The organism is Desulfovibrio sp. (assembly GCF_035644575.1).
Lineage (GTDB): Bacteria > Desulfobacterota > Desulfovibrionia > Desulfovibrionales > Desulfovibrionaceae > Desulfovibrio.
Window position 1 is genome coordinate 1 of record NZ_DASQOG010000034.1, and the last position, 16,433, is coordinate 16,433.

Annotated in this window: 15 protein-coding genes; 8 read left to right on the forward strand and 7 right to left on the reverse strand. The window is 54.2% G+C overall.

The window, feature by feature from the left end; all coding sequences use genetic code 11:
• On the forward strand, positions 1-180 hold a 180-nt coding region (locus VEZ52_RS01440; protein ID WP_324835219.1), incomplete at its 5' end, for a hypothetical protein.
• Between the two features lie 179 nt (positions 181-359).
• A complete protein-coding gene (locus VEZ52_RS01445) occupies positions 360-992 on the forward strand; it encodes an HD domain-containing protein (RefSeq protein WP_324835220.1) in 633 nt (210 codons plus the stop codon).
• Positions 993-1,151: 159 nt separating this feature from the next.
• Here the strand turns inward: VEZ52_RS01445 and argB are convergent, their stop codons facing one another.
• Entirely contained in the window at positions 1,152-1,934 is a 783-nt protein-coding gene (gene argB / locus VEZ52_RS01450; RefSeq protein WP_192112159.1) for an acetylglutamate kinase, read from the reverse strand.
• Positions 1,935-2,223: 289 nt separating this feature from the next.
• Between argB and VEZ52_RS01455 the strand changes: the two genes are divergently transcribed.
• The 4 genes from VEZ52_RS01455 to VEZ52_RS01470 all read left to right on the forward strand — a co-directional run bounded on the left by VEZ52_RS01455 (position 2,224) and on the right by VEZ52_RS01470 (position 7,608).
• Positions 2,224-4,227, forward strand: coding sequence for a hybrid sensor histidine kinase/response regulator (locus VEZ52_RS01455; protein ID WP_324835221.1), 2,004 nt, complete (start codon positions 2,224-2,226; stop codon positions 4,225-4,227).
• Between the two features lie 133 nt (positions 4,228-4,360).
• The gene (gltX, locus tag VEZ52_RS01460; RefSeq protein WP_324835222.1) at positions 4,361-5,752 is read left to right on the forward strand and encodes a glutamate--tRNA ligase; all 1,392 of its coding nucleotides are present in this window, start codon (positions 4,361-4,363) and stop codon (positions 5,750-5,752) included.
• A 250-nt stretch (positions 5,753-6,002) separates the two neighbouring features.
• Positions 6,003-6,137 (forward strand): hypothetical protein, encoded by a 135-nt coding sequence (locus VEZ52_RS01465; RefSeq protein WP_324835223.1) that lies wholly within the window; start codon positions 6,003-6,005, stop codon positions 6,135-6,137.
• A gap of 364 nt (positions 6,138-6,501) precedes the next feature.
• Positions 6,502-7,608 (forward strand): glycosyltransferase, encoded by a 1,107-nt coding sequence (locus tag VEZ52_RS01470; protein WP_324835224.1) that lies wholly within the window; start codon positions 6,502-6,504, stop codon positions 7,606-7,608.
• Positions 7,609-7,671: 63 nt separating this feature from the next.
• On the opposite strand, the gene VEZ52_RS01475 is transcribed toward VEZ52_RS01470, so the two are convergent.
• The 4 genes from VEZ52_RS01475 to fliR form a co-directional block, all read right to left on the reverse strand.
• Complete coding sequence (locus VEZ52_RS01475; protein WP_324835225.1) at positions 7,672-9,306, reverse strand: methyltransferase domain-containing protein; 1,635 nt, start codon at positions 9,304-9,306, stop codon at positions 7,672-7,674.
• A 12-nt stretch (positions 9,307-9,318) separates the two neighbouring features.
• The gene (locus VEZ52_RS01480; RefSeq protein ID WP_324835226.1) at positions 9,319-10,053 is read right to left on the reverse strand and encodes a hypothetical protein; all 735 of its coding nucleotides are present in this window, start codon (positions 10,051-10,053) and stop codon (positions 9,319-9,321) included.
• A gap of 77 nt (positions 10,054-10,130) precedes the next feature.
• On the reverse strand, positions 10,131-11,819 hold the full coding sequence (locus VEZ52_RS01485) for a glycosyltransferase (RefSeq protein WP_324835227.1): 1,689 nt from the start codon (positions 11,817-11,819) through the stop codon (positions 10,131-10,133).
• A 256-nt stretch (positions 11,820-12,075) separates the two neighbouring features.
• Entirely contained in the window at positions 12,076-12,870 is a 795-nt protein-coding gene (fliR, locus tag VEZ52_RS01490; protein ID WP_324835228.1) for a flagellar biosynthetic protein FliR, read from the reverse strand.
• A gap of 204 nt (positions 12,871-13,074) precedes the next feature.
• Between fliR and VEZ52_RS01495 the strand changes: the two genes are divergently transcribed.
• Positions 13,075-13,992 carry a nitroreductase family protein gene (locus VEZ52_RS01495; RefSeq protein ID WP_324835229.1) on the forward strand — a complete coding sequence of 306 codons (918 nt, stop codon included), beginning with the start codon at positions 13,075-13,077 and terminating at the stop codon, positions 13,990-13,992.
• Positions 13,993-14,084: 92 nt separating this feature from the next.
• Here VEZ52_RS01495 and VEZ52_RS01500 read toward each other — a convergent pair whose 3' ends face one another.
• Entirely contained in the window at positions 14,085-15,038 is a 954-nt protein-coding gene (locus VEZ52_RS01500; protein ID WP_324835230.1) for a chemotaxis protein, read from the reverse strand.
• Between the two features lie 123 nt (positions 15,039-15,161).
• Positions 15,162-15,839 carry an endonuclease III gene (gene nth, locus VEZ52_RS01505; RefSeq protein WP_324835231.1) on the reverse strand — a complete coding sequence of 226 codons (678 nt, stop codon included), beginning with the start codon at positions 15,837-15,839 and terminating at the stop codon, positions 15,162-15,164.
• A gap of 161 nt (positions 15,840-16,000) precedes the next feature.
• Between nth and cutA the strand changes: the two genes are divergently transcribed.
• A complete protein-coding gene (cutA, locus tag VEZ52_RS01510; protein ID WP_298995277.1) occupies positions 16,001-16,345 on the forward strand; it encodes a divalent-cation tolerance protein CutA in 345 nt (114 codons plus the stop codon).
• Positions 16,346-16,433: the final 88 nt, after the last annotated feature.

Here is a 16,433-nt window from a genome sequence, read left to right on the forward strand (position 1 = left end):
TTTCAGGAGGTGGAGGTGGATACCTTTACCCTTGGCAAAAAAGTTGTTTTTTCAGATACGGACATGGGCGACGGGCAGTTTATGTTCATGTTTGAAATGACAGATGTGCAGAACAATGCCGCCACATCGCAAATCGTCACCATTGAAGTGAAGGATGGCATGGCCGTTTACAGCAACTGACACGGTCAGCCGCAATGGGCCGTTTCGCAATCTTTCCATGCTTATAAAGTCGCCCCAGCCCAAGCTGCAAAGGGATTCTTAAGGGCGCGGCCTCTGCGCCGTCGGCGGCGTTTTTTATCCGTCCCTCTAGCTGCGCCGCCAACCTTGCCACATGCCGCCGGGATCGGTATTGAACAGGCATGAGTGAATCCAAGAGCAACAACGGTGATTTCCCGGCTATGGACGTGAGCGCGGATCGGCTTGACCGGCTTGCGGATTTTTTTAACGAAGTCGGCATGCTGCGGCACACTCCCCGCACGGGGTACGCTTTTTTGGGCACCGGGCAGGAGAACGTGGCCGAACATTCCTACCGGGTGAGCGTCATGGGCTACGTGTTGGCCCGCATGTGCGGCATGGATCCGGCGCGGGTGACGTATCTTTGCCTGTTCCATGATTTGCATGAGGCGCGCACGGGCGATTTGAACTACGTGAACCACCGCTATGCGCAGTGCCAGGCCCGCAAGGCGCTGGAAGACTGCGTGGACGGAACCGGGCTTGAGGATGACGTGTTGCCCCTCTGGGACGAGCTGGCGGAAGAAGCCAGCCGTGAGGCCATTCTGGCGCACGATGCCGACCAGCTTGATCTTATCTGCAACCTCAAGGCCGAACTGGACAAGGGCAATGCCTTTGCCGCCCAGTGGCTGGAAAGCGCGGTAAAGCGTCTGCGCAGCCCTGCGGCGCAGCAGGTGGCAGAGGCTGTGCTGCGTGCGGATCACAACCGCTGGTGGTATGGGCAGGTTGAGCGGGAATGGTGGGTGCGGCGAGGTCGCTAAAAAACTGATTTTCAGGAGTATGAAAGGCCCGAAACCGGGTGGCGCAGTGTCGCGTTATCCGGTCTCGGGCCTTTCTTGATACTTTGCCGGAGAGGAGCAGGGAGGCCTATTAACTGGCGGCCTGCCTTTTCTCCGCAATACATCCTGCGGTTACATCACCTAGTTGGCGACCACCGTCCCAAGCGGGGCATCGTCAAGCAGGTAGCGGCGCAGGCTTGAAGGCGAACGCCCGTCAAGAATGAGAGCGCGCTGGCAGCCCGCATCCAGAGCGTTGAGGCAGGCTTCCACCTTGGGGATCATACCTCCGGTGATGACGCCAGTCTCGCGCAGCTTCTGGATTTCCTTGCGGTTCAGGCTGGAAATAATTCTTCCGTCAGCATCCAGCACGCCGGGCACATCGGAGATCAGCACAAAATATTCCGCGCCGATGGCCCCTGCCAGCGCGCCTGCGGCGGTGTCGGCATTGATGTTCAGGGCTTCGCCGTCCGGGCCGGAGGCCACAGGGGCCACCACGGGCACAAAACCTCCTCCCAGCAGGCAGCGGGGCAGGGCTGGATCCACAGCTTCCACTGTACCCACCAGGCCGAGCGCGGGATTCTTCACCCTTGCGCGCAACAGCCCGCCGTCGCGGCCTGAAATGCCCGCAGCGCGCACGCCCTGACTTGTAAATTCGTTGACCACTGCCTTGTTCACCTGCCCGCAGAGCACCATTTCAACAGCTTCCATGGTGGCGGCATCGGTAACGCGCAGGCCGTCCACAAAGTGGCTTTCAATATTCAGGCGCTTGAGCAGGGCAGAAATCTGCGGGCCGCCGCCGTGCACCACCACAAGGCCCATGCCCTGTTCGGTAAGCTGCGCAAGGTCTGCCGCAAAGGCCGAACTGAGTTCGGGCTTGTCCATGGCGTGTCCGCCGTATTTGATAACGACTGTAGCGTTTTTCATCTGTTTGATCCTTTGGCCGTCTGGGCCGGAAAGGCTGCTCCGCCTCGTTCGCGCACAGGCGCAGGCGCGGGCCTTTCATCAGTATTGCGTACTTGGTTTACAGTTGGAAGCACTAGCACCCTGTGCGCCGCCCTGCAAGAGTCGCGTGTGACAAGTGCGTGGCGATGCAAATAATTTTTGATTTGTGCCATGCGCAAATTAGTTGGCCTCTGGGCAGCGCCAACCCTCCCCGGCATTGTCTTGGAGTAGCAAAACAGCTATGGATGGTACAATGGAAAACGGGGGAATTATGGCCGCAAAAAACGCTGCAAAAGACGCGTCCCGAAACGAGGACTGGAACAGCGAAGCCTTGGCTGCGGCCAATGTGGGGCTGTGGGTCATTGATATCGACAGAAACACCGGCCATATATCCATGCTTGCCAATCCGGTGACCCTGCGCCTGCTTGGTGCAAGCGAAGAAATGACCCCCGCCCAATGCTTCAACTTCTGGGTGGACAGGGTTGATGCCCGCTCCCGCCCCCATCTTTGGGCCATCCATGACGAATTTATTGCAGACACCGCCATGCACGAGGTGCGCTATCAGTACAACCATCCCACGTGGGGGCTGGTGCCTGTGCGCTGCGGCGGGCGGCGCATCAGCGCCGATCATGATGATGTTGTGCGGGTTGTCGGCTATCATCAGGATATGACGGAGCTGCACGAGGCGCATCAGAGCCTGCGCGAGGGACTTGTGCGGCTTTCGCTGGCCTGTCGCCTGGGCTGGCTTGGAGTGTTTGAGATAGCGCGCCTTGAAAATGCCGGTCTCGACATCACAGGCAACGATGTTTTTTATGAGCAGTTTGGCATCAATACGGCCTCGAACACGGCGGACAGACTTGAGATCATGGGTTCGCGCATTGTAAGCGAGGATCAGCCCAAGTGGCGCAAACTGTGCAACCCCGCAGGGTGGACGGTTGGCGGGCAGGAGCATCTGGATTTGCGGGTTGCCCACCCGCGCAAGGGCTTGCGCTGGTATGCCCTGGCCTATGAGATTGTGAGCGGGCCGGGAGTGCTGCGCATTGCCGGTTATGTCAGCGATGTGACGGAGGCGCGCCAGCACGAGCGCATCCTGCGCGAGGCCAAGGAGGCCGCTGAAGCCGCCAATGCCGCCAAGAGCATTTTTTTGGCCAACATGAGCCACGAGATACGCACCCCCATGAACGGCATCATGGGCATGGCGCATCTGGTGCTCAACACTCCTCTGAATCCCCAGCAGCGGGATTATGTGGAAAAAATCCATGCAACCTGCGAATCCTTGCTGGATATCATCAACGATCTGCTGGATTTCTCAAAAATTGAGGCCAACCATCTGGAGCTTGAAAATCTGCCTTTTGAGCCGCGCAAGGAACTTGAGTCGGTCATGTCTCTGCTGCGGCCCAAGGTTGGGCACAAGCTCAAGGATTTCAACCTTGAGAGCCGCATGGACCCTCGCGTGCCGGAAGTACTTTCCGGTGATGCCCTGCGCTTGCGGCAGATCCTGCTGAATCTGGGCGGCAACGCACTGAAATTTTCCGAGCGCGGCACGGTGCGCCTGGCCGTGGAGCTGCTGGAGCAAAGTGACGGCAAGGCGCGGCTGGCCTTTATTGTGAGCGATGAAGGCATTGGCATGTCGTCCGATGAACTGGCCCGCGCTTTTACGCCTTTTTCGCAGGCGGATACGTCCATCACCCGCAGGTTTGGCGGCACTGGGCTTGGCCTCTCTTTATGCCGCCGCCTGATATCCCTCATGGGCGGGAGCATTTCTGTGCAGAGCGAGCCCGGTCAGGGGAGCGTTTTCCGTGTGGAGCTGCCCTTTGCCATTTGCAGCCAAGACTGCGCGCAGGAACAGGCAGAAGAAAGCAGCGGGGAGGAAGCCGTATCGCTTCAGGGCCTGCGGGTACTTTTGGCCGAGGACGGCGATATTAACCGCGAGATCATGGAAGTTCTGCTGGAAGACATGGGCATAACCTGCATTTCTGCCGTCAACGGGCAGGAGGCCGTGGAAATCTGGAACCAGCGAAGCGCGGAGATTGATATTGTGCTCATGGATGTGCAGATGCCGGTTATGGACGGCTATTCGGCCACGCGCGCCATCAGGGCCAGCAGCCTGCCGGGGGCCAAAACCGTGCCCATTATCGCCATGACGGCCTATGCCATGCGGGGCGATGCGGAACGCAGCATGCAGGAAGGCATGGACGCGCACCTGACCAAGCCCGTTAACCTTGCCGATCTGCGGCGCACGCTCAAACTTTTCAGCCGTAATCCGGCAGAGTAGAAATGCCTGATGCTCTGCGGGCGGCAGCAGGCTTGCCGGACGCGGCAAAGCCGTCTTCACTTGCGCAGCGGCCCTTGACACTCAGCCGCCCATGCGCGACCTTCCCCCCAACGCCAGTTTCAAGGAAAGCAACATGACTCAAGTGGTAACCCGATTTGCACCCAGCCCGACAGGGCATCTGCACATAGGCGGCGCACGTACCGCCATTTTTTGCTGGCTTCTGGCCCGCCACTCCGGCGGACGGTTTCACCTGCGCATTGAAGACACTGACTTGCTGCGCTCCAAGCAGGAGTATACCGATTCCATCCTGGCTTCCATGCGCTGGCTTGGGCTGGACTGGGATGGCGAGCTGACCTACCAGACCCAGCGGGCCGACGTGTACAACCGCTATGTGGACAAGCTGCTGGAGACAGGTCACGCCTACTGGTGCTCCTGCACGCCGGAAGAAGTGGAAGCCATGCGCGAAGAAGCCCGTCAGAACGGCCTCAAGCCGCGCTATAACGGACGCTGCCGCGAACGGAACATCGGCCCCGGCGAGGGCCATTGCGTGCGCCTCAAGGCGCCTGTGGCGGGCAAGGTGGTTTTTGACGATCTGGTGAAGGGCAAGATAGCCGTGGATGTCACCGAACTGGACGACATGGTTATCCGCCGCGCAGACGGCATGCCCACCTACAATATGGCCGTGGTGGTGGACGACTACGAAATGGGCATCACCCATGTTGTTCGCGGCGACGACCACGTTTCCAACACGCCGCGCCAGATTCTTATTTACGAAGCTCTGGGTCTGCCCGTGCCGCGCTTTGGGCATGTGCCCATGATCCTTGGCCCGGATCGGCAAAAGCTCTCCAAGCGCCACGGCGCGCGGGCTGTTATTGAGTACCAGCAGGACGGCCTCTTGCCTCAGGCTCTGGTGAACTATCTGGTGCGGCTTGGCTGGTCGCACGGCGATCAGGAGCTGTTCACCAAGGAAGAGCTGATTGAATACTTTGATGGCACCAACCTGAACCCTGCCGCCGCTGCCTTTGACCCGGCCAAGCTGGAATGGTGCAACGCACACTTTATGCGGGCGCTGCCCCTGCCAGAACTGGCGGCGCTGGTTGCCCCCTTTGTGGAAGAGGCCGGGCTTGGCGCATTGCCGCAGGAAAAACTTGAGCCATTGTGCGTCATGTTCCGCGAGCGGGCCAACAACCTCAAGGCGCTGGGCGAGGCCTTCCGCCCGCTGGTGGTGCCTGCCGCAGAACTCAGCTATGTGGAAAAGGACACGGCTAAGCATTTTACCGATGCGGGCAAGGCGCATTTGCAGGCCCTCTCGGCTGTTTTTGCCGCTTGCGAGCCTTTTACCGCAGAAGCCCTTGAGGCCGCGCTCAACGCCTATGTTGCCGATAACGGACTGAAATTTAAGGAAGTGGCCCCGCCCCTGCGCACGGCCCTCATGGGCTTTATGGGCGGCTCGCACCTCAATGAAATCATGGCCTTTTTGGGCAAGCAGGAAACCCTTGCCCGGCTGCAACGGGCTATGGGCTAACAGGCGTTTTATAGTCAAAACTTTGCGCAACGGGCAGTTTTGCCACGAGCGTCTTGGTTGATTTTGCGGTGAGGGTATCCGGTTTTTTAGCCGGATACCCTCGTCCAGCAGAATGGGGGCATGAACTGGCCTAGGCTACGTCATCCTGCCATGCGATCACAACGCCTTACCGCACGCCCTTGAATGGGAGCAGGAATTGTTCATCATCCGGTCGGGCAAGGCGCGCCTTGATTTGTAGGGTCCCACTACCATGATGTATTTTGAAAGCCATGTGCTTCTGCCCAACGACATAGTGCTTATGGCCCACGGCGGGCACGGCTTTGTAATGCCGGAGCAGGCAGAGATTGTGGAAGTGAAACAAGGGCCCCTAATCCGGGGAGTATGACAAGGAATTGTTCAAGCTGGTCCAGGCAAAAGATATTTGCCTGAAGCCGAAGACATTAACAAAAATATTGTAAGGCGCATGATATTATGGGGATTTTTCTCTTTTGCGTGCTCTTGCTTGAAGGAAGGGAATGAGGGAATAAAGTCTCTTGGGCGAGATGAATTGCATGCGTTGCTGTTTTATGCCGGGACTGAGCTGTTTTGTGGCGCGTGCCGGATTTTGCGTTGTGACGGAAGGTACTGGATGGAGCACTCCCCGCCGGACATCTCTATCTGAAATGCCTAGTGGTCTGCGTCTTGCGCTGAGTGGTGCGGCACACGCAGTTTTTGCCCGCCATGCATGAATTTTGTAAAAGGGGTGCTGAATGCATATAGGTCTTTTTACGCCCATGCTACTTTCACCGACACCGGGCGGCGCAGAACGAGCAACTCACGAGCTGGCGCTGGGCTTAAACGGCCATGGACATCAGGTTACACTCTTGTATACTTGCAAATTTGACCTGAGTGAGCAAAAGCCTTTTTACAAGCCTCAACTAGGCATACGGTATGAGCGTCTGCCCTTGGGGCAGGAGAGCAGACTTTTTCCAGAAGCTGTTGGCCTTCTTAAAAAACTCCAGATGGATGTGTTATGCGGTTTCGTGTGGGACTATAGCGGTCTTCTTGCAGAAATGTTCGCAAAATATGCCGGGATTCCATTTATTTATGCGGAAAGAAGCGCTCCTGATCTGGTTATAAACAGGTTCTGGAATGCCAGGGATCATGCCCAATGCGTAAGGGAAGCCTCCGGCATCGTGTTGCAGATGGAAAGTTACCGCAAGGAATACCCGCCGGAGCTGCAGGAGAAAATTGCCATTATCCCCAACAGCATTCGGCCCGCCTCGGTTATTGCCTCACCTGGCGATGAAGGCGCAAATCCAAAGATCATCCTGGCAGTGGGCAAGATGTGTGAAAGCCTGAAGAATTTTTCAGCGCTTTTGTGCGCTTTTGCGTTGCTTGCCCCGAGGTTTCCCGACTGGAAACTTTGCTTGTGCGGCGATGGGGCGGATATGGATATCTACAAAGATATGGCATCGAAGCTGGGCATACGGGATGTGGTTCTTTTTCGGGGCAATGTGCAGCAAATCGGCGCAGAATACGCCGCCTCCCACATCTTCTGTATTCCTTCACTGTCGGAGGGCTTTCCAAATGTTTTGGGCGAGGCCCAAACACATGGGTTGCCAGCCGTCGGCTTTGCTGCCTGCACCGGAGTCAATGAGCTGATAGTTGATGGAGAAAATGGTTTTCTCGCGCCTGAAACTACTGAAGCATCCCTTGCACTATCCCTCATGCCTCTGATGAAAAATGCAAAACTGCGGCAGCTTATGGGCGCGAAGGCTCTAGATAATTCCGCAAAGTTCAATGGCGCTCGCGTCTATGAACTTTGGGAAGCATTGTTTCAGCGGTATATCCATTTTCATGCTACAAGTAAGTAATCCTGCCCGACCTTGCTTGACACCTAACGTTTTTTGCCCTTCCGGAATATGCGCCCCAATGCCTCACTTGGGGGCGACTTCATGCGTTTTTTTCAGAAAATAAATTTTGCGGGGAAGCCCCGGAATTTGCAGGTCAATCATGTTTATCACCAGAAATCCTGATTGCCGTGCGAGCTGTCTGACTTCCTCGGTGCTCAGGCGAGTTTTGTATTCAGATGGTCGTTGCTGAGTGGTTGGCTTTGATCTGTCTGCAGAATTGATGTCGTTTCCGGGAATATTGTTGTACGCCTTGTCAATGACATCGATGATCAGAACTCCATCCTTTTTCATTTTTGCATTGTAACAATTGAAGAAGTCAGTGTAGCTTAGGCCCTCAATCAGCATCAAAAATCCAATTGCTTCAACAAGATCGAACTGTACCTGTAAATCTTCTGAAGGATGAAGGCTGTCATCAACCATGAAGTGAATTTTTGATTGCTTTGTGGCAAGCATTCTTGCGGCAGCGATTGATTTTTCATCAATATCTGCCGCATAGATGTTGGTATATCCTGATTTTTCCAGAATAATCGGAGTAAATCCGACTCCACAACCAGTGGAAAGCATGTAGGCATCTTCAGGAATGTTTTTATATATCCAGCCAATATATTGACCGTGATCGCCCAGGGTTGAATAACGCCATTTGAACCAAGGCTGAGCGTCGCAACTGTCAATGACTTCATCTACATGCTCCTGGCTGAATGGAAGACCGATGGTGTCGGTTTTCTTGTTCAGCACGGCATGCTCTTCTTGCAATGTCCGTGTGACAAAGCCCTGTTCCAGGGCGTATGTGACAGTCTCCTTCAACGAAGCCATAAACCGGTCCACATCCGCTTGATTTTGTACATACGGACTCATTGCCGGCATGACTTCCATGCTGTGGAACATCATGACCAGGGGGCGGCAAAATCCCTGTCTGTTCTGCGCTGCAACATGATCAACTATTTTTTTCAGGTCTGCAGTGGTGGTGATTCCCGGCCTGAACCAGACGGGATCCATCTGCGTGTTCATTCCCGTTTTCCACGGCATGGATGTAATCGGAATTTCCCAGAAAGATGATTGTCCAGGCTCCCATATGTTTCCAGCTTTGCCCACAGGGTAAGGAATTTCCGGCAAGTTGGTAAAGTCAACTGTGCCGCAATGCGGCGCTGGGTATGCGTGACGCGTGTGGGGAACTACAGAGGAATCGACGCGGTACCCCAGAGTTTTCAAAAATTTTGCCGTGTAGTTGCTGACTGCGTAGCGTCCCGCTCTGAAAGAAACAGGAGCAGTATCAAAAGATTCGAGGAATAGCTCGGTAAGTTTTTTTAATTTTTGCGCTTCGACGTCTATCGGGTACAGGCATTGCATGATGCTGCCATTGCCTGTTGAAGAAAAATCGTATTCATGGCTGGGGGCAATCTGCTCCCCGTGCAGATGAGCACCGAATTCGGCAAGGGGGATGCTTCGCAGGGTTGCAACGCTTTCGCGAGACCGCATGACTTCGGCACTGACCATCCATGTTGTTTTGACGCCTAGCTGGGAGAAAAGAGGGATGAGCGTCGCAGGCAGTCCGCAGGTAATATTGTTGAAGGTCTGCTCTTTGGGCGTTACCCATTGCCCGGAGGATGAGCACATGTCTTTTTCAGTGTCTATCGTGATTATGATGCCTGGCTGGTACATTTGTCGCCCCCGCTATATGAAATGCGACCTGATCTTTAACAATATCCATTCACCAACAAGCCTGTGATACTCTGGATTGTAGTGGTTTGATGAGCCTTGCTGCAGTATGTTTTTTTCAGCAGCTACAAGTTCCCCTGGTTCTATGACAGGAATTCCAAGTTTTTTGCCGGCATTGCGCAGGTACCGGATGCCATCACTTCGCCTGTACAAACCGACTGTGGGGTCATCGTGGTGTCCTGGCATTTCAATATGAGTCACAATTGCAAATGGTTTCGCCAATTTTTTTTGCAGATTTTCAACCTTGCGACACACCTGTGCTTCTGTGAGTGAGATCCCTTTGAGTGAACTGATTGATTCGCTCAAATCAAAGGCTTGGGGACGAAATGGAACCCAAACGCCCTGATTTTTGTTCATATTGGAACAGAATTTGAAATAAGAATTTTCATGTCCTATTTTTTTCAGTTCCTGAAAAAGAATATTCATTTGAACAAAGGAATGTTTGATTGTGAATTCTTTTATGCTGCAAATTTCAATGATGAAAAAATCCGTTTCCTCATGCAGTGTGGGAGAAAATCGAAAAATGTCTGTAACAATCTCAGGGGGGATAAAAGGAATAATGTCATTGGGGATTGTTTCGTCACCGCGGAGATAGCTAAGGAGTTGTATGACCTCGCCAAGGCTATGTACATAACCTGTAGTTCCAATATTGTTTAGAGAAATTTTTCCTGTCTTAGACATGGATTTCATTGGTTCGTGTATCCTACAGGATCCGATAACGGTAACTTTTTTCATGATATTGTTTGTGTGACAGATTTTGAATAAAATTACTTGATCCCGTAAGCTACTATATTTTTATCAAAACACTGTGTTGCTGTTCTGTCAGCCAATGAAAATAAATATTCATGAATTTTTTTGCTTTCATCAAAATTCTTTGTAAGAGGATGTCCTGCGGGCCATTTCGGAAGATATAGACTGGAAGATGAGAAGCCCGCTTGATATATGAATTCTACAAGGCTGTGGTCTGTAAATCCCATTTGATGAGTGAGATCCATATAGCGGGAATACCCCCCAAAGAGATTCGCCATGTTTGGAGTTCGCAGAACTACAATCCCCCCGGGAACAAGAGAGTTGTAGATATTTGTTAAAAATTTTAAGCCTTCTTCCAGTGGAAAGTGTTCAATCACATCAAAAGCCGTTATAAGGCCAAAATGTTCAACGCGTGAAGGTAAAAAATCAAATGCATCGTAATTAAAAACTGGTATGTTATACGTTTTTAAATAGTTGGCAGAATGATTTGCCAACTCTGTATCAATATCTATCCCCATCAAATCGTTAAATCCTTGTTCTTTAAGATAGCGGAGCAGATATCCATGACCGACACCGATATCAAGAGCGTTGTGTTTTTTTAAACAAGAAGGCAAAAACGCAAGTTCAGCCGAGTAATAAAAGAAAGCAGAGTTATATGCCGCCTCCTGAGTGGTGTTCATTTTTCCGTAGTGGCGAGAATAAGATGTTTTAAGCTGTTCAATTACAGTTTTTTTTGAAATATTGTCGTGTTGACCAGCCAAGCTGCAGGTAGAATTCGCTTCAGCCCCCAAAGTTTTTTCGTGTTCCCGACTTGCTTCCAGCGCGGTTTTCCATGCCCTGCGCCAGGCTCCTTTCATCTGCGCCCAGCTTCGCCCTTTCTGGGTATCCATGCTATTTTTTCTGCCTGCCGCCCGCACTTTGTCCTTATGTTCCGCGCACCAGTGAAAGGCGTTTCTGAATGCTTCAGCGGTTCTGGGAACAATAAGCCCGTTTTCCCCATTGCGTATCAGTTCTGGTGCTATCCCGACATCCGTGCAGATGGGAAAGCAGCCTGCGGCCATAGACTCAAGCAGAGTGAGGGGTTCCCCCTCATACGTCGATGCGACGCAAAGTATATCGAGTTTTGCATAAAAGCAGCACATTTCTTCAAAAGAAAGATTCCCCGGTGCTATTTGAAGCTCAAACAGCCCTTGCGCGGCAGGAAGGATAATATCCTGCAGTCCTTTGCACTGGTCGGCGGCATTTCCTGCCCATCCGATTGTGAGAGGCCCGGAGTGTTCACCCGATTCACATATTCTTTCGTCAAAGCCGTTGGGCGTCAAAAAGCAGGGGCGCACAGGATTGATAAGCTGTTGCAGCTTTTTTGATGTCGCCACAACCACTCCGGCATCGGCAAGGTATTCTTTGCAAAATTCTTTGGGAGATTTCGGCCCGTATGGTCCATCTTCCTGCCAGCGGTGGCTGGAAATTTCTTTTACAACCTGATGCGGACGGGTAAAAGGAATGTGGTAGGTTTCTCCCCACCAGCAAACATGAACAATATCATACGGAAAGGTGGAGAGATCCGGCTGGTCACACACATAGGCTACGGTAATATCAAACTCGTCACCAAGGTGTTTCTTCAGCGACTGCGCACTCAGATCATACGCCCAGCCCGGTTTGTCCGCCAGAATAAGAATTTTAGGTTTTACTTCTGTGTTATGCACAAAACGACTCCTTCAATTCGGCGCAGTTTTGGTGAGTGTGCGCGCCTGTGGTGTGTTACTTCTTATTCTGCATGGCCTCATTGAATAAATCAACCCGATGACGAATCTTTGTGCCCATATATGCTTGAAAGATGGGACGCATAATCGACTCTGTGTATGTATATGTACTGTTTATGCAGTTCGTTTGCGCGATTGGTACGCTTCAATGGTGATTTAACGTATTTTTTTCAATTATTGAAGACGAACAAACATGGATTTAATGTTGGTACAAGGGGCTCATGGACCGCAGCAGGTTGATGAACAGGCCGTCCAAGCCCTGCACAAAGGATGCTATGCGGTCAGACATGATGACCATAAGCAGCCCCAGAAAGAAAAAGCCCACCATCACCTTGATGGGGAAACCAAATTCCATGATGGGTATCTGCGGCGAGGTGCGGGCCATGAGGCCCAGCGACACTTCGACCATGAACAGGGCCACCATGACCGGGGCTGCGATCTGCAAGGCCAGCACAAACATCTGCGAGGCCAGATACAGGACCTGACGCAGCACCACTGGCCCGAGAAACAGCCCCCCCGGCGGCACCAGGTCAAATGATGCCGCAAATCCCTTGATCATATACAGATGCCCGTCAAGGCTCAGAAAAACGAGCAGGGACACCATCCACAGAAAAAATGCCGTGACGCCCGTCTGGTTGCCTGTGAGCGGATCGGCAAAGTTGATCATGGTAAAGCCCATCTGAAAGCCCAGCAGCTCACCGCCCGCCTGAATGCCCATAAACAGAAAATTGACGGCCATGCCAAGCACCAGGCCCAGCACCATCTCTCCCAGCATCATGAGCGCCACGTCAAAGGGATGCGCAGGCAGTGCGGTGGCAGGGAGCGTGAGGTGCGGCCATACGCCCAGGCAAAAGACAATGGTTATGGCCGCCTTGACCTGCGTAGGGATGTTGTTGGTGGAAAAAATGGGCAGCATGAACATGACGATGCTCACGCGCATCATGGTGAGCAGCAGGCTGAGCACGCTGGCCGGGTCGTAGTTATAAACATCCATGCTGATCAATTTGCAAAAAGGTTGCCAAGTATTTCGTCACGCTGGTGACGCCGGTGGGCAAGAGTGCGGAATGATCGGAGCGGTCAGCCTGGAATGGCTGCTACGTTATGCCCGCACTGAAAGGCTCCGGGTATGGTCTGCTTGAAGCGTTCTGCTCTGCGTACTACTGTGACGCATCTACTATCGATGCTGCAAGGGGACAGTATGGCTATTCCCACATCGCGCACGCAATGCGCAGCCACGGTCCGCATAGAAACCGCAGTCTGCACAGGCTGCGGCCAGTGCGTTGCCGTGTGCAAGGATTTTGGCCTGCGGCTTGAAGGCGGCAAGGCCGTTCGTGCTCCCCAGCCTCTTTTTGGCTGCGTGGGCTGCGGCCATTGCATGGCTGTGTGCCCAGCCGGGGCCATAACCGTGCGGGGCCGGGCACTGTGCCCGGAAGATATGTTTCCCCTGCCGTCCAAGAGCAGCTCCGCGAGTTTTGATGCGTACTACGCCCTGCTGCGGCGGCGCAGAAGTGCGCGCGAATTTATGCCCGCCGAGGTGGAGCCGGAGCTGGTTGAACGCATCCTTGATGCGGCCCGTACCGCGCCCATGGGCATACCGCCCTCAGACGTCAACGTGCTTGTGCTGGACAGCCGGGAGAAAAACTGCGTATTCGCCAGTGATTTTTGCGCACACCTCAAAACCCTGGGCTGGCTCACTGCCCCCTGGTTTCTTGCGCTCATGCGCCCATTCTGGGGCAAGGTCAACGACGGGCTGTTCCGCAATTTTGTGCGGCCTGCGCTGGCGGCGTTCACGTCTTCAATGGATGCGGGAAAAAATATCGTGACCTATGATGCGCCTCTGGCAATGTATTTTTACGGTTCGCCCTGGGCAGACCCAGCTGATCCGCTGGTTGCCGCTTCCCTTGCCATGCTGGCTGGCGAGGCTTTGGGCCTTGGCACCTGCATGATAGGTTCCATCCACCCTTTGTTGCAGTGGGGCGGCAGCGCTGCACGTTTTCGCAAACGGCATGGCATACGCTGCAAAAGCCGCGAGGGCGTGGTCGTGCTGTTTGGTTATGCGAGCGCCCACTATGGCAAGGGCATTGAACGCAGTTTTGCCTCGGTGCACAGGGCATAGACATCATTTATATAAAAAGCGCCGCAGGATATGTTTCTGCGGCGCTGGAAAATCTGACCGGGAGCTGATTGGAGCAAGGCTGCTCCGGCGTTCTATTTGTTCAACTTTTCGGAAATAACTTCGCGTATGATTTTGTTCAGGCCGGGGAGGTCAGGCTTGGAAACCTGCCTGTCTGCACCCACCTTGACGCCCTTTTCATACAGCGCGTCGGTGATGAGCGAAGAGAACAGGATGATGGGCAGTGTGCTGAGGCCGGGGGTTTCCCGGATTTTTGCCGTGAGCATGTGCCCGTCCATTTCCGGCATTTCAATGTCGGAAATAACCAGATGCACCACATCCGTAAGTTCCTTGCCCTTGGCCTGGGCTTCCTCACGGGTGTGCATCAAAAAATCCCACGCGGCGCGCCCGCTGCCCACAGCCGTGACCTGAAAACCGGATTTTTCCAGCGACGACTGCATGACGTTGCGCAGCGAGCTTGAATCGTCAGCCACCAGCAGGTGAAACTGTCCGGCACCTTCCACAGGGCTGGTGTCCACCTCAACCTGCGACATGTCCAGCGTGCTGTCGAGGCTGGCGAGGATTTTTTCCATGTCCAGAATAAAAAGCACGCGATCCTGAATGCGCAGAACACCCGTGATGCTTTCGCGCGAGTAGGCCTGCACGTACTGGTTCGGCGGTTCAATACGATCCCAGGTCATGCGGTGGATGCTGGTGACGGAGGAGACCATAAACGCCGCCTGCACGCCGCTGAACTCGGTAACAATGACCTTGGTGTTTTCTTCCGTGGCCATTTCTTTGCCCAGCCATGCGGCAAGGTTCAATATGGGCAGCACCCTGCCGCGCAGATTGAACGTGCCAAGCACTGAAGGGTCGCACTTGCTGGGCACACTGGTGATATTGGGCAGCCGGATGATTTCAAGCACCTTGGCAACGTTGATGCCGTAATGCCCGCTGTAAACCTTGCCGTCCGGCTGCTTTTCATCAATGATAAATTCAATAATTTCGAGTTCGTTATTGCTAACGTTCAGCAAGCTGTTTTGCGACATGGCTTTCCATCCTGTGCTGCGGAAGGCGTGGCTTTCCACCGATATCGTGTGCTCCGTTTACGGGAACCGCTGTTGAGATGTATCGGCAGGATATGTATTCCCTTAAGGCCTTTGTTCAAAAACCTATTTGCGGCCCCTGGCGGGCTTGGCTGCCTTGGGCGGTTCGCGCCGGGGGCAGAAGCTCAGCATTTCGCACGTGTCGCACAGGGGTTTGCGCGCATCGCACACTTCGCGCCCAAACCAGACCATGCGGTGGTTCACGTCGCCCCATTCCTCGCGCGGAAAAAGTTTCATGAGGTCGCGCTCAATGGGTATGGGATCGGTTTCGTCCGTCAGCCCCAGGCGGTAGGCAATGCGTTTTACATGCGTATCAACCGCGAGCCCCTCGTTGATGCCGAACGCGCCAAACAGCACCACATTGGCTGTTTTGCGGGCAACTCCGGGGATGGTGACGAGGTCTTCAATGCTTTTGGGGATCTGCCCGTCAAAAACATCACGCACACGCAGCGCTGCCCCCAGCAGGTTTTTAGCCTTGCTGTGAAAAAATCCTGTGGGCCGGATGACGCTTTCCAGTTCTTCCAGCGGAGCCTCTGCCAGGGCGGCAGGGGTGGGCCAGCGGCGGAACAGCTCCGGTGTAACGGTATTCACCCTGGCATCTGTGCACTGCGCCGCCAGCACTGTGGCTACCAGCAGTTCCCATGCATTTTGGGCGTCCAGATGGGTGCGCGGGTGCGGATAGCGTTTTTGCAGGGCGGCAAGAACGTTCCGGGCCGTTGCCTGTGGGGATGATTTTACGCTCATGTCTCTTTATGCCACAGGGAGCGCATGCCCGCAAGCAAGGGCGCTGACTATGAGCGCGGCACAATTCCCTGCAATGGAGCCAGTGCCGCCTCCGTTTGGCTACAGCATTGCGCCCAGGATGCAGGGTTTGTTTTTTCCCCGGCTACGTGTAGCATGCCTTCATGGAACACGAGGAAAACAGCAAGGTTTTTCTGGTCTATATGACCACGCCCACCCAGGAGGAAGCGCTGACGCTCGCGCGCGAGCTGGTGCGCCTGCGGCTGGCCGCCGGGGTCAACATGGTGCCCGGCGCGCAGTCGGTTTACCGCTGGAAGGGCGAGGTGCACGAAGCCGGGGAATGCCTGCTGGTGGCCCAGGTGAGCGAAGCCGCATTGCCCGATTTTATGGCAAAAGCGCGCGCCCTGCACAGTTATGAAGTTCCCTGCGTGGTCGCCATGCCCATTGCAGACGGCCATCAGCCTTTTTTGCGCTGGATTACAGAAAACAGTCTGCCGCCCACGGCCTGACCAACCTTCATCCGTCACGTCATCAAGAGGAAACTATGTCCATCTATGTTTCAGGATCACTGGCTTTTGACCGCATCATGACCTTCCC

What these genes read in the sequence shown, in the direction of transcription:
- VEZ52_RS01470 (WP_324835224.1), top strand. Translation starts at nt 6,502, where the DNA reads ATGCATATAGGTCTTTTTACGCCCATGCTACTTTCACCGACACCGGGC.
- VEZ52_RS01465 (WP_324835223.1), top strand. Translation starts at nt 6,003, where the DNA reads ATGATGTATTTTGAAAGCCATGTGCTTCTGCCCAACGACATAGTGCTT.
- VEZ52_RS01500 (WP_324835230.1), bottom strand. Translation starts at nt 15,038, where the DNA reads ATGTCGCAAAACAGCTTGCTGAACGTTAGCAATAACGAACTCGAAATT.
- argB (WP_192112159.1), bottom strand. Translation starts at nt 1,934, where the DNA reads ATGAAAAACGCTACAGTCGTTATCAAATACGGCGGACACGCCATGGAC.
- VEZ52_RS01445 (WP_324835220.1), top strand. Translation starts at nt 360, where the DNA reads ATGAGTGAATCCAAGAGCAACAACGGTGATTTCCCGGCTATGGACGTG.
- nth (WP_324835231.1), bottom strand. Translation starts at nt 15,839, where the DNA reads ATGAGCGTAAAATCATCCCCACAGGCAACGGCCCGGAACGTTCTTGCC.
- VEZ52_RS01455 (WP_324835221.1), top strand. Translation starts at nt 2,224, where the DNA reads ATGGCCGCAAAAAACGCTGCAAAAGACGCGTCCCGAAACGAGGACTGG.
- cutA (WP_298995277.1), top strand. Translation starts at nt 16,001, where the DNA reads ATGGAACACGAGGAAAACAGCAAGGTTTTTCTGGTCTATATGACCACG.
- VEZ52_RS01495 (WP_324835229.1), top strand. Translation starts at nt 13,075, where the DNA reads ATGGCTATTCCCACATCGCGCACGCAATGCGCAGCCACGGTCCGCATA.
- fliR (WP_324835228.1), bottom strand. Translation starts at nt 12,870, where the DNA reads ATGGATGTTTATAACTACGACCCGGCCAGCGTGCTCAGCCTGCTGCTC.
- VEZ52_RS01480 (WP_324835226.1), bottom strand. Translation starts at nt 10,053, where the DNA reads ATGAAATCCATGTCTAAGACAGGAAAAATTTCTCTAAACAATATTGGA.
- VEZ52_RS01475 (WP_324835225.1), bottom strand. Translation starts at nt 9,306, where the DNA reads ATGTACCAGCCAGGCATCATAATCACGATAGACACTGAAAAAGACATG.
- gltX (WP_324835222.1), top strand. Translation starts at nt 4,361, where the DNA reads ATGACTCAAGTGGTAACCCGATTTGCACCCAGCCCGACAGGGCATCTG.